Here is an 11658-nt window from a genome sequence, read left to right as displayed (position 1 = left end):
TCATCGCTCCACCACCCTCCGCATCAGGGCGCTCGCTTCTCGCAGCGTCGCCAGCTCCGCCTCGGTGTAGTCGACCTCGCGGAGCATGTCGGCCAGCAGCACGTCGCGGCGGCGGATGGTCTCGACGACGATCTCGACGCCGGCGGGGGTGATGTCCACCTGCACGCGGCGGCGGTCGTCCTCGTCGGGGGTGCGGGCGACATAGCCCTGCTCCTCCAGGCCGTTCACGATGCTCGTCATCGAGGGGGCGGTCACGCGCTCGCGCTCGGCGAGGGTGGAGATCGTGCGCCGACCGTTCATGCGGAGGTCGGCCAGAACGGCGAGCTGGGTGTCGCTCATCATGTCGGCGGCACGGGCGCAGCGGAGCCGGCGGGCGAGCCGGAACGTGGCCATGCGGAGGTCTGTGGCGGTGAGGTGCAGGGAATCATCGGACGCAGACATACTTAGTTAGTCTATCTAATATTTCTGCCCCGGGGGCCGGGGGAGCCGAGGCCAGCGGGCACAATGGAGGGGTGACCCGAACGATCGCTCTCGAAATCGCCGTCCAGGATCCCGCCGGAGTGCGCATCGCCGCCGAGGTCGGCGCCGCTCGCGTCGAACTCGCCACGGCCCTCGCGCTGGGTGGGCTCACCCCGTCGCCGGCCACCCTGGAGCTCGCGCTCGAAGCCGCGGGGGCGAACGGCCCCGAGGTGCACGTCCTCATCCGTCCGCGCGCCGGCGGCTTCCACTACAGCGCCGACGAGCTGGCCGTCGCCGAACGCGACGTGCGGCACGCGGTCGCAGCGGGGGCCGCGGGAGTGGTGATCGGCGCGCTCGACGTCGAAGGCCGACTGGATCGCGACGCCATGGCCCGGCTGCGGGATGCGGCCGGGGGAGCTCCGGCGACCCTGCACCGCGCGATCGACGTGACCGCCGACCCGGTGGCGACCCTGCGGGCCGCGAGGGAGCTCGGGCTCCGGCGCGTGCTCACCTCCGGAGGGGCATCCGCCGCGATCGACGGCATCGACACCCTGCGCGCGCTCGTCGCCACCGCCGAGGGGCAGATCGAGGTGATGGCCGGCAGCGGCGTCGATGTCGCGAGTGCTCCGGTGCTCGCCCGGGCCGGGGTGGACGCCCTCCACTTCTCCGCGAAGCGAGCCGTGACCGAGGACGGCGGCGTGCGCATGGGCTCCGCCTCCGACGGGGTCGGCGGCTACGAGGTGACGGATCGCGACATCGCCTTCGCCATCCGCGACGCCATCCGCGACGCGCTCGCGGAGACCGACCGGTAAGGCAGGATCATGACCGAGACCCGCGAGTACACCGACGGCCACGGCATCGCCATCGTCTACGACGTCCACCCGGCGGAGGGGACGCCCCGGGGCGTCGTCCAGCTCCTGCACGGGGTGGGCGAGCACGCGGGACGGTATCCGGCGCTGATCGCCGCGCTCACCGGAGCCGGGTTCACCGTCTACGCCGACGACCACCGCGGGCACGGGCGCACCGGCATGCGCCAGCACGGCGACCCCGCCCGCCTCGGACGGCTCGGCCCCGGGGGTCTCCGGGCGGCCAAGGACGCGATCTGGCAGCTGACCGGCATCATCCGCAACGAGAACCCCGACCTCCCGCTCGTGCTCCTCGGGCACTCGTGGGGGTCGTTCCTCGCGCAGATGCTGGTGAACGAGCACGCGGAGGCCTTCGATGCGGTCATCCTGTCCGGCTCGGCGCTGCGCACGCCCCGCTCCCTGAACCCGGCGCCGCTGAACGCCGCGTGGGCCGCCGACGACGCGACCGGATACGAGTGGCTGAGCCGGGACCCCGCGGTGTGGAAGGCCTTCGAGGAGGATCCGCTCACGACGGGAGTGCCGCTGCTCAAGCTCTTCGGCCTGCTCGACGCGGCGCGGCTGTACGGGCGTCCGGCGAAGCACCTCGCGCGCGACATTCCGGTGCTGCTCCTCGTCGGCCGTGACGATCCGGTCGGCGGTCCCCGCAGCGTCCACAAGCTCGCCGACGCCTACCGCCGGCGCTCCGGGCTCACCGACGTGACGACTCTCGTCTACCCCGACGCCCGGCACGAGATCTTCCAGGAGCTCCAGCAGGACGAGGTGCGCGCCGACGTCCTCGCCTGGCTCGACGCCCACATCCCCGCCCGCTGACCCCCGCCGCCCCGGTCCGTCCCGCTCCGTCCGGGATCACTTTCGCCCCTCCCGTCCGCCACGCGGGATCACTTTGGTACCCAGGACGCGCCCCAGGGGAGCGTTTTCGAACACCCGCGGCGAGAGGGTGCGCAAGCGAGTCGGCGTCCACGGCGGCCTGTCCGGATCGCTTTCGTGCCTCCGGCCATCCCGCTGGATCACTTTCGTGCCCGGGACGGGGCGCGGGAGAGCGTTTTCGAACACGCACGGTGAGTCGGAGCGTGGGGGCAGGTGGGGCATCACCTGCGCGCCGCGAATGCGAGCGCGGCGTCTACGCGGCTCCCGACGCGGAGGCCGCGGGTGGCGGGATCAGAAACGGGCGGGGGAGGGGGTGGGGAGGGACGGGGTTGATCCCGCACCGGTTGGAGGGACGGGCCGAGGAGTGTGTGTGACGCGGGATGACGCGGGGTGAAGGCGTGTGACGGACGGGGACCACGGGCGACGGGGGCAGCCCTAGATTCGGGGCACATCCGCACGAGCAAGGGGGAGGGCCCGCGGCGATGAGCTTCCTGACGGACTGGCACGAGTGGCATGCGGCGCGCGAGCGCTACGCGGGGTCGGAGTACGGGCCGTCCGCGCTGGAGTCCACGAACTGGCTCATCACCGAACCCGCGGCGGTCGACGGCGTGCCCGGACTCTGGGCCCTCACCGGGCACGGCGGCATCCGCGGCACCGAACTGGGACCGTCGGGGTCGGTCGTCACCCTCCGCGGTACCCAGACCCTGCGCCTCGGGCGGCGAGAGCTGCGTGTGTTCGACCGCAACGGACTGCTGGCGCTCCGCGTCTGGAACCCCGCCCGTCCGCAGCGGGAGTGGTTCACCGCGATCGACGCCTACGCCCCCGACGAACGATGGCGGATCCCGGCCACGTTCGAGCCCGCGCCGGACGAGCGGATCGTCGTCACCGCGGTCGACGGCGAGGAGCGCGAGACCCCGATCGCCGGACGCCTGCGGTTCGAGCTCGCCGGGGCCCCGCACGAGCTCACGGTCACCCGCAGCGGGAGCGGAGCGCTGAGTGCGGTCTTCGCCGACGGGACGAACGGGCTGGAGACGTACCGGTTCCGGTTCCTCTCCGTCGACGAGCCCGCCGCCGACGGGTCCGCCGTGATCGACTTCAACCGCGCGTACCTGCCGCCGTGCGCCTTCTCCGATCAGTTCATCTGCCCCCTGCCCACACCAGGCAACCGCTACTCCACGCCGATCAGGGCCGGGGAACGCGTGGTCGTGCTCGGCGGCTGACCACGGCGGCAGCGCGCGCCTTAAGCTGGATCCGTGCACGGTGAATACAAGGTTCCTGGGGGCAAGCTCGTCGTCGTCGACCTCGAGGTCGAGAACGACCGGATCGCGCGGTTCCGGCTCGCCGGGGACTTCTTCCTCGAACCGGACTCCGCGCTCGACGACATCAACGCCGCCGTCGAGGGACTCCCCGCCGAGTCCGACGCCACGGCCATCGCCGCGGCCGTCCGCGGTGCCCTCCCCGAGGGGGCGCAGCTGCTCGGCTTCAGCCCCGAGGCCGTGGGCACCGCCGTGCGTCGCGCGCTGGTCACCGCGCCCGGGTGGCGCGACTTCGACTGGGAGATCGTCCACGAGAAGGCGGTCTCGCCGCGCATGAACCTCGCCCTCGACGAGGTGCTCACCTCCCGGGTGGGCGAGGGGCGTCGGCGCCCGACCCTGCGCATCTGGGAATGGGACGAGTCAGCCGTCGTCATCGGGTCGTTCCAGTCGTACCGCAACGAGGTCGACCCCGAGGGCGCCGCGAAGCACGGATTCGACGTCGTCCGGCGCATCTCCGGCGGCGGGGCGATGCTCATGGCTGCCGGGCAGATCATCACCTACTCGCTGTACGTGCCGGCCTCGCTCGTGGCGGGCATGACCTTCGCCGACTCCTACGCGTTCCTCGACGACTGGGTGCTGCAGGCGCTCCGGTCGCTCGGCATCGACGCCGTCTACCAGCCGCTCAACGACATCGCGAGCCCGACCGGCAAGATCGGCGGCGCCGCGCAGAAGCGCCTCGCGAACGGAGGTGTGCTGCACCACGCCACCCTCTCCTACGACATCGACGGCCAGATGATGACCGAGGTGCTGCGGATCGGCCGCGAGAAGCTCAGCGACAAGGGCACCACCTCGGCGGCCAAGCGCGTCGATCCGCTGCGGAGCCAGACCGGACTGGAGCGTGCCGAGATTATCGAGCGCTTCAAGGACACGTTCCGCTCGCTGACCTCCGCCGAGGACGGCGGCATCACGCCGGACGAGTACGCCGACGCCCAGGCGCTCGTGGAGTCGAAGTTCTCGACCGACGCGTGGCTGCACCGGGTTCCGTGAGCCCTTCGGCGGGGTCGGGCCCTTCGACAGGCTCAGGGACCCAGGGCCCTTCGACAGGCTCAGGGACCCAGGGCCCTTCGGCAGGCTCAGGCCCTTCGACAGGCTCAGGGACCCAAGGCCCTTCGACAGACTCAGGGACCCAGGGCCCTTCGACAGGCTCAGGGACCCAGGGCCCTTCGACAGGCTCAGGGACCCAGGGCCCTTCGACAGGCTCAGGGACCCAAGGCCCTTCGACAGGCTCAGGGACCCAAGGGGGTGGCTCAGGGGCGCACGATCCGGGGCGGGTGTCGGTGATCGAGGGGGACAACCTCGCGGTCGCGGCGACCCTGCCGTCCGGATCCTTCACGCTCGTCTACCTCGACCCGCCGTTCAACACCGGGCGGGTGCGGGAGCGGCAGGTGGTCACCGCCCGCCGCACGTTCCCACCGCCGGAGGAGCCGGCCGAGCCTGCGGCGGAGGGCCGGAGTCCGGAACGGGCGCCCGGCGAGCCCGAGGTGCGACACGGCTTCCACGGGCACCGGTATGAGCGGGTGCGCGGCATGCTGCGCGCGTACGACGACAGCTTCGACGACTACGGCGCCTTCCTCATGCCGCGACTGGAGGAGGCCTGGCGGCTGCTCGCCGACGACGGCACCCTGTACCTGCACCTGGATTACCGCGAGGCGCACTACGCGAAGGTCATGCTCGACGCGGTGTTCGGCCGGGACTGCTTCCTCAACGAGCTCATCTGGGCGTACGACTACGGCGCGAAGTCCCGGCGGCGGTGGCCCACCAAGCACGACACGATCCTGGTGTACGTGAAGAACCCGCGGACGTACGTGTTCAACTCCGACGACGTCGACCGGGAGCCGTACATGGCGCCGGGACTGGTGACCGCGGAGAAGGCCGCCCGCGGCAAGCTCCCGACGGACGTGTGGTGGCACACGATCGTCCCGACCACGGGGCGCGAGAAGACGGGGTATCCGACGCAGAAGCCGGAGGGCGTCCTGCGGCGCATCGTGACCGCGTCGAGCCGGCCGGGCGACCGGGTGCTCGACCTCTTCGCGGGCAGCGGCACGACCGGAGCCGTGGCCTCCGCACTCGGCCGGGAGGCGGTGCTCGTCGACGACAACCCGGAGGCGGTGCGCGTCATGGCCGCGCGCATCCCGCACGCGGAGGTCCGCCGGGCCTGAGCGGGCCTGGTCGGCAGCGGCCGTCAGATCCCGATCGAGACCTTCCGCAGGGTCTCACTCACCGTCCAGACCGTCCGCATGCCGGCCGTGAGCCGCATCACGGACCCGGGGCCGAGCTCCACCGGAGGGAGCGCGGGCGCGGTGAACGTCACGGTCGCGCGACCGGAGAGCACGACGAACACCTCGTCCTCCTCGACGTCCACCGCGGTGCCCGGCGTCATCTCCCAGACGCCGATCTGGATCCCGCCTGCGTCGTCGAGCACCGTGTATGCCGTGGTCGGCGCGCCGTCGCGGACGTCCTCCTCGGGCAGCGGGGTGTGCGTCAGCGCGAGGCTTCCCGCGTCGACGACGGCCCCCGGGGCGAGCGCGGTCACGAGTCGAAGCCCATGCCGAGCGCGTCGAGCGTCTTCAGGAACAGGTTGCGGCGCCCCTCGTTGTGGTCGGCCCTGTCCATCGCGGCGCGGACGAGGTTGATCCCGACGGACGCGGCCGGCTCCGGCGGGAACGGGATCGGCTTCTCGCGCACCATCCGGAGCTGCGTGCGCTCGGTCTCCTCGCCGGCGAGTTTGTCGAGCATGACATCGGCGGCGAACCGGGCGGCGCCGACCCCGAGGCCGGTGAACCCCGTGGCGTAGGCGACCCGGCCGCCGCGGGCGGTGCCGAAGAACGCGCAGAACCGGCTCGACGAGTCGATCGCCCCGGCCCAGCGGTGCGTGAAGCGGAGGCCGGCGAGCTGCGGGAAGGTGGTGAAGAAGTGCGAGGCCAGCCGTCGGTGGCTCTCCATCCGATCCTCGTAGGCGGGGCGCACCTTGCCGCCGAAGTGGTAGACCGCGTCGTAGCCGCCGAACAGGATCCGGTCGTCGGCGGTGAGGCGGTAGTAGTGGAACTGGTTGGCGCTGTCGGCGAGCCCCTGGCGGTTCCGCCAGCCGATGGAGGCGAGCTGCTCGGCCGACAGCGGCTCCGTCATCAGCACGTAGTCGTACACGGGCACCGTCATGAGGCGGTGGCGCTTGAGCAGCGAGGGGAACACGTTCGTCGCGAGCGCCACCGCGTCGGCGGTCACCCGGCCGTGCTCCGTGACGAGGGTCACCGGGCCGGAGTCCGCGCCCTCGATCCGCCGGACCAGGCTGTGCTCGTGGATCTCCACGCCGAGCTCGACGGCCACCCGCGCGAGCTCCAGGCCCAGCTTCGCGGGGTGCACGAGAGCGCTGCCCTCCCGGTCCCACGCCCCGGCGAGGAACGTGGGGGAGTGCACCTCCGCCTGCACCGCTTCCCGGTCGAGGAACCCCTCCTCCTCGCGCAGCCACTCGACTTGATGCGGCTCCACGGCGACCGCGAGCTGGCCCGTCCGCTCGAACTCGGCGTCCATGTCGTACCGCCGCACGGTCTCGGCGATGCCGTCGAGGTTCTCGTGGCCCAGCTCCTCCAGCCGGTCGATCTCCTCGGGCCAGCGGTTCACGCCGTTCTCGTGGCCATGGGTGAGGCTGGACTCGCAGAAGCCGCCGTTGCGCCCGGACGCCGCCCAGGCCACGCGGGACGCCTCCAGGAGGACCACCTTCCGCTCCGGATCCCGCTCCTTCGCGCGCACGGCCGTCCAGAGTCCGGTGTAGCCGCCGCCGACGACCACGAGGTCCGTGTGCACGGTGCCGCGCAGCGGCGGATGCGCGGGGCGCTCGACGTCGTCGAGCCAGAAGACCGACAGGGCCGTGTCGCGCAGGGCGTCGTCGATGACGGACTGCGGAGGACGCCGGCGTTCGAAGACCGTGGTGCCCATGTTTACTCCGATGCGAGGGGAGCGCGTCAGCGCGTTCCCCAGTTGTAGAGGTCTTTGTAGAGGCCGGCGTAGAGCAGGCTCTCCGTCTGGATGATGCCGGGGATGGTGCGGATGCGGGTGGCGATGAGGTCGAGCAGGTGGTCGTCGTCCTCGCACACCGCTTCGACGAGGATGTCGAACGTCCCGAGGGTGACCACGACGTACGCGAGCTCCGGGATCGCCGTGAGCTCCTCCGCGATCGCGCGGGGGTCGCCCGACACCCGGATCCCGATCATCGACATGCGGTGGAAGCCGAGCTGCAGTGGGTCGGTCACGGCGACGATCTGGATCAGGCCCGATTCGGTCAGTCGCTGAACCCGCTGGCGGGCCGCGGCCTCGCTGAGCCCCACCTCGCGGGCGATCTCCGCATAGGGACGCCGCCCGTCCTCCTGCAGCAGCTCGACGATGCGCTTCGAGATGTCGTCGAGGGCGGGGGGAGGCGTCTTCGGACTCATGTACCGATCGTGACATTCCGACGGGTGCTGCGCAACTGAATCCGTCGATCTGTGGACGAAAAGCTACAGATTCCGCGTCCGGATGGCTACCATGGCGCTATGTCCTCACCGTCGACGATGACCGTGCCCCTGCAGAACTTCATCGGCGGTCGCGCCGTCACCGCAGCGGGGAGCGGGCGACTGCCGCTCATCGATCCGGTGACGGAGGAAGCCTACGGCGAGATCCCGATCTCCGACCGTGCCGATGTGGATGCCGCGTATGCCGCGGCCGCGGAGGCGCTCCCGATCTGGCGGGACATGCCGCCGTCCGCGCGCCAGCTCGCGCTGTTCCGCATCGCCGAGGACATGGCCGCGCGGGCCGAGGAGTTCGCCGACCTCGAGTCGAAGGACACCGGCAAGCCGCGGGCGACGCTCGTCGCCGACGAGATCCTGCAGTCGGTGGACCAGCTGCGGTTCTTCGCCGGCGCCGCGCGGAGCCTCGAGGGTCGCGCTGCCGCGGAGTACCTCCCCGGGCACACCTCCTTCGTGCGCCGGGAGCCGATCGGCGTGATCGGGCAGGTGACGCCGTGGAACTACCCCCTGAACATGGCGGTGTGGAAGATCGCTCCTGCCCTCGCCGCCGGGAACACCGTCGTGCTGAAGCCGGCGGAGTCCACGCCGCTCACCACGCTGCTGCTCGCGGAGATCGTCGCGCGACACACCCCCGCCGGCACCCTCAACGTCGTGCTCGGCGACCGCGAGACCGGAGCGGCCCTCGTCGAGCATCCGACGCCGCAGATGGTGGCCATCACCGGCTCGGTGCGGGCAGGCATGGCCGTGGCCCGCTCGGCAGCCGACGACGTCAAGCGCGTGCACCTGGAGCTCGGCGGCAAGGCGCCCGCGATCGTCTTCCCGGACGCGTCGATCGAGAAGGCGGTCGAGGGCATCGTCACCGGGGCCTTCTTCAACGCGGGTCAGGACTGCACCGCGGCCACCCGGGTGCTCGTGCACGCGTCGGTGCACGACGAGCTCGTCGCCGCACTGGTGGAGCGGACCCGCACGCACGCGCGGACCGGGGCCCCGGATGAAGACGGCGTGCTGTACGGACCGTTGAGCAGCGCGGCCCAGCTCGCGCAGGTGCAGGGCTTCGTCGACCGGCTTCCCGCGCATGCGACGGTCGCGACCGGCGGGGCACGGCAGGGCGACCGTGGCTACTTCTGGGAGGCGACCGTCGTGACCGGCGTGCAGCAAGACGACGAGGTCGTGCAGGGGGAGATCTTCGGACCCGTCCTGACCGTGCAGCCCTTCGGCACCGAGGAGGAGGCGCTCGCGATGGCGAACGACGTGCCGTACGCGCTCGCCGCCTCGGTGTGGACGCGGGACCATGCCCGCGCCATGCGCCTCTCCCGCGACCTCGACTTCGGCTGCGTGTGGATCAACACCCACATCCCGTTCGTGTCGGACATGCCGCACGGTGGTTTCAAGCACTCCGGATACGGGAAGGACCTGTCGCAGTACGGCTTCGACGACTACACCCGGATCAAGCACGTGATGAGCGCGCTGGACTGACGGCGGGACGGCTCAGCGCGGGGCGAGGTGCTTGACGCGGCGGTGCTCGCGGAGCGTGAACTGCGGACGCTGATCGATCTTCGTGGCTCCGTCGAGCTCCCACCCGTGCCGGGCGTAGAAGCCGTCGGCCCGGTCGTTGCCGTCGAGCACCCAGAGGTAGGCGCGTGTGTGGCCGGCGTCGATCATGCGCTGCTCGGCCGCGTCGAGGAGGGCATGCCCCGCCCCCGTCGACCACGCGGTGGGATCGGCGTAGATACCGTACAGCTCGGCGTCGTCCAGGCCGTCGGGGTCGCGGCCGGAGCCGAACGACGCCCAGCCGACGACGGCGCCGTCACGCTCGGCCACCAGGGTCCCGAGGCTCGTGGGGAGGGGGTCGGCGAAGATGCGGCGCCACCCGTCGGCCCGCTCCGAGACGGACAACCCGTCCAGCACTTCCTGGTCGATGAGGCCCTCGTAGGCCGCCTGCCACGAGCGCACGTGCACTCCGGCCACGGCCTCGGCATCGTCGGCGACGGCGTCTCGGATCACCAGGGGCGTCATCCCTCCACCCTATGCGGACCCCCGGACGTCCTTTCGTCCCCTCCCGTCCCTTCCCTCCTCCGGACACCCGGGCACACCTGCACGACCCGGGTACGTCTGTGGGGACGAATCCCGGGTTCCGTCGTGCAACCGTGCCCGGGTCGTGCAGGTGTCGCGGGTGTGAACGAGACCCCGGTTTCACGACAGTCTTCGGTCATGGTCTTGGTCTTGGTCTCGGTCTTGGTCTTGGTCTTGGTCTTGGTCTTGGTCTTGGTCTTGGTCTCGGTGCTCGTCCCCGGGTTCGGTCCGTCGTCCCGGGTTACGTCTGCACGACCCGGGTACGTCCGTAGGACCGGAACCCGGGATCCGTCGTGCAACCGAGCCGGGGTCGTGCAGGTGTCGCGGGTCCCGGGGAGAGGACGGGTCGACGGGTGCGACGCGATGTGGCAGGCTGGCGGGCACCGACTCCGCACGAGAATCGACCCCAGAGGTTCCGCCGCATGTCACGACCCCTCGCAGGACCGCAGACCCTGCTCCGTACGCTCAACGGCCGCGCGATCCTGGAGCGTCTCGCCCGGAGCGGACCGCAGACCCGGGCCGAGCTCATGGCGGCGACCGGCCTCTCCCGCACGGCCGTGACCCAGGTGCTGCGGATGCTCGACGCCGCGGGAGCCGTCACCGCGGCCGGCGTCGACCGCGACACCCGCGGACCGGCGGCCGGCCGCGTCGCGCTGCACCCCGCCCTCGGCTTCGCGGCAGCGGTGCACGTGGACCACCACGCGGCCCACGTCGTCCTCGTCGACGCGACCGGCACCGTCAGGGCTGAGCGGCACGGCGCCTTCCCCGCGGGTGAAGACCGGGTCGCGCACATCGCCGCCCTCGTCGCGGCCTGCCGCCGATCCGTGAAGGGCGCGCTCCACCTCGCCGTCGTCGGAGTGCCGGGCATCGTCGCCGCCGACGGCACGATCCGCGACGACCAGGGACCGGACGGCGGCGCCTTCCGCTCGGCCCTCGCGACCGCCCTCGACTGCCCGGTCCGCGTCGAGAACGACGTCAACCTCGCCGCCCTCGCCGAGTCGACCACCGGCGTCGGCACTGACCTCGCGAGCTTCGCGCTCCTGCTGCTCGACGACGACCTCGGCGCCGGCATCGTGATCGACGGGGCGCTGCATCGCGGGTTCTCCGGTGTGGCGGGCGAGGTCATGTACCTCCCGCAGACGCCGGTGCCCATCGGCGCCCCGGTCGCGGGCGCCACGGTGGTGCGGGACCTCGCCCTCGGCCTCGGGCTGGATGTCGACGCGCCGTTCCTCGCCCACCTGGAGGCGGCGCGGCACGGCGACGAGGCGGCGCAGGCCCTCGTCGCCGAGATCGGACGGCGGCTCTTCCTCGCGGCGGGCAGCGTCGCGCTCGTGCTCGATCCCGAGGCCTTCATCCTCGGCGGGGAGGCGGTGCACCCGGCGCTCCTGGACGCGATCGAGCGGGTCGCGGACGAGTTCTCCGCGCAGCTGCCGCTCCGCTTCCTCGCCTCGGCGTTCGGGCCGGAGGCGCCGCTCGTCGGAGCCGTGGGCGAGGCGGCCTCCGCGCTCCGTGCCGACGTCTTCACCCGGATCCTCACCCCCTCCCGCGCAGCCGCCGCCGGCCGCTGACCGCCCGCCC

At 72.0% G+C, this 11658-nt stretch carries 12 protein-coding genes; 7 read left to right on the top strand and 5 right to left on the bottom strand.

Annotated elements, in window-relative coordinates; genetic code table 11:
* Positions 1–441, bottom strand: a complete 441-nt coding sequence (locus AUV07_RS13730; protein WP_062636968.1) for a MarR family winged helix-turn-helix transcriptional regulator — start codon at positions 439–441, stop codon at positions 1–3.
* Between the two features lie 71 nt (positions 442–512).
* On the opposite strand from AUV07_RS13730, the gene AUV07_RS13725 reads away from it, so the two are divergent.
* The 5 genes from AUV07_RS13725 (at position 513) to AUV07_RS13705 (ending at position 5667) form a co-directional block, all read left to right on the top strand.
* The gene (locus AUV07_RS13725; RefSeq protein ID WP_062636967.1) at positions 513–1271 is read left to right on the top strand and encodes a copper homeostasis protein CutC; all 759 of its coding nucleotides are present in this window, start codon (positions 513–515) and stop codon (positions 1269–1271) included.
* Between the two features lie 9 nt (positions 1272–1280).
* A complete protein-coding gene (locus AUV07_RS13720) occupies positions 1281–2135 on the top strand; it encodes an alpha/beta fold hydrolase (RefSeq protein WP_062636965.1) in 855 nt (284 codons plus the stop codon).
* Positions 2136–2674: 539 nt separating this feature from the next.
* Positions 2675–3412, top strand: coding sequence for a DUF1684 domain-containing protein (locus AUV07_RS13715; RefSeq protein WP_062636963.1), 738 nt, complete (start codon positions 2675–2677; stop codon positions 3410–3412).
* Positions 3413–3445: 33 nt separating this feature from the next.
* Positions 3446–4495 carry a lipoate--protein ligase family protein gene (locus tag AUV07_RS13710; RefSeq protein ID WP_025105437.1) on the top strand — a complete coding sequence of 350 codons (1050 nt, stop codon included), beginning with the start codon at positions 3446–3448 and terminating at the stop codon, positions 4493–4495.
* A 284-nt stretch (positions 4496–4779) separates the two neighbouring features.
* Positions 4780–5667: a DNA-methyltransferase gene (locus AUV07_RS13705; protein ID WP_062636960.1), complete on the top strand. Its 888-nt coding sequence runs from the start codon at positions 4780–4782 to the stop codon at positions 5665–5667.
* 23 nt (positions 5668–5690) lie between these two features.
* Here AUV07_RS13705 and AUV07_RS13700 read toward each other — a convergent pair whose 3' ends face one another.
* The 3 genes from AUV07_RS13700 to AUV07_RS13690 are packed head-to-tail and all read right to left on the bottom strand — an operon-like array spanning position 5691 to position 7935.
* The gene (locus tag AUV07_RS13700) at positions 5691–6041 is read right to left on the bottom strand and encodes a cupin domain-containing protein (RefSeq protein ID WP_062636958.1); all 351 of its coding nucleotides are present in this window, start codon (positions 6039–6041) and stop codon (positions 5691–5693) included.
* On the bottom strand, positions 6038–7441 hold the full coding sequence (locus tag AUV07_RS13695) for an NAD(P)/FAD-dependent oxidoreductase (RefSeq protein WP_062636956.1): 1404 nt from the start codon (positions 7439–7441) through the stop codon (positions 6038–6040). The genes AUV07_RS13700 and AUV07_RS13695 overlap by 4 nt, the downstream gene beginning before the upstream one ends.
* Before the next feature lie 26 nt (positions 7442–7467).
* On the bottom strand, positions 7468–7935 hold the full coding sequence (locus AUV07_RS13690) for an Lrp/AsnC family transcriptional regulator (protein ID WP_025105441.1): 468 nt from the start codon (positions 7933–7935) through the stop codon (positions 7468–7470).
* A gap of 99 nt (positions 7936–8034) precedes the next feature.
* On the opposite strand from AUV07_RS13690, the gene AUV07_RS13685 reads away from it, so the two are divergent.
* A complete protein-coding gene (locus tag AUV07_RS13685; RefSeq protein WP_062636954.1) occupies positions 8035–9483 on the top strand; it encodes a gamma-aminobutyraldehyde dehydrogenase in 1449 nt (482 codons plus the stop codon).
* 12 nt (positions 9484–9495) lie between these two features.
* Here the strand turns inward: AUV07_RS13685 and AUV07_RS13680 are convergent, their stop codons facing one another.
* Positions 9496–10023, bottom strand: coding sequence for a GNAT family N-acetyltransferase (locus AUV07_RS13680; RefSeq protein WP_062636953.1), 528 nt, complete (start codon positions 10021–10023; stop codon positions 9496–9498).
* A gap of 479 nt (positions 10024–10502) precedes the next feature.
* On the opposite strand from AUV07_RS13680, the gene AUV07_RS13675 reads away from it, so the two are divergent.
* On the top strand, positions 10503–11648 hold the full coding sequence (locus AUV07_RS13675; protein ID WP_062636951.1) for an ROK family protein: 1146 nt from the start codon (positions 10503–10505) through the stop codon (positions 11646–11648).
* Positions 11649–11658: the final 10 nt, after the last annotated feature.

It is taken from the genome of Microbacterium sp. CH1 (genome assembly GCF_001595495.1).
In the GTDB taxonomy this organism is placed as follows: domain Bacteria; phylum Actinomycetota; class Actinomycetes; order Actinomycetales; family Microbacteriaceae; genus Microbacterium.
This window is presented reverse-complemented; position numbering and strand designations above follow the sequence as displayed.

Coding starts and splice junctions, on each gene's coding strand:
- AUV07_RS13690 (WP_025105441.1), bottom strand. CDS start 7,935: ATGAGTCCGAAGACGCCTCCCCCCGCCCTCGACGACATCTCGAAGCGC.
- AUV07_RS13675 (WP_062636951.1), top strand. CDS start 10,503: ATGTCACGACCCCTCGCAGGACCGCAGACCCTGCTCCGTACGCTCAAC.
- AUV07_RS13720 (WP_062636965.1), top strand. CDS start 1,281: ATGACCGAGACCCGCGAGTACACCGACGGCCACGGCATCGCCATCGTC.
- AUV07_RS13685 (WP_062636954.1), top strand. CDS start 8,035: ATGTCCTCACCGTCGACGATGACCGTGCCCCTGCAGAACTTCATCGGC.
- AUV07_RS13695 (WP_062636956.1), bottom strand. CDS start 7,441: ATGGGCACCACGGTCTTCGAACGCCGGCGTCCTCCGCAGTCCGTCATC.
- AUV07_RS13730 (WP_062636968.1), bottom strand. CDS start 441: ATGTCTGCGTCCGATGATTCCCTGCACCTCACCGCCACAGACCTCCGC.
- AUV07_RS13680 (WP_062636953.1), bottom strand. CDS start 10,023: ATGACGCCCCTGGTGATCCGAGACGCCGTCGCCGACGATGCCGAGGCC.
- AUV07_RS13715 (WP_062636963.1), top strand. CDS start 2,675: ATGAGCTTCCTGACGGACTGGCACGAGTGGCATGCGGCGCGCGAGCGC.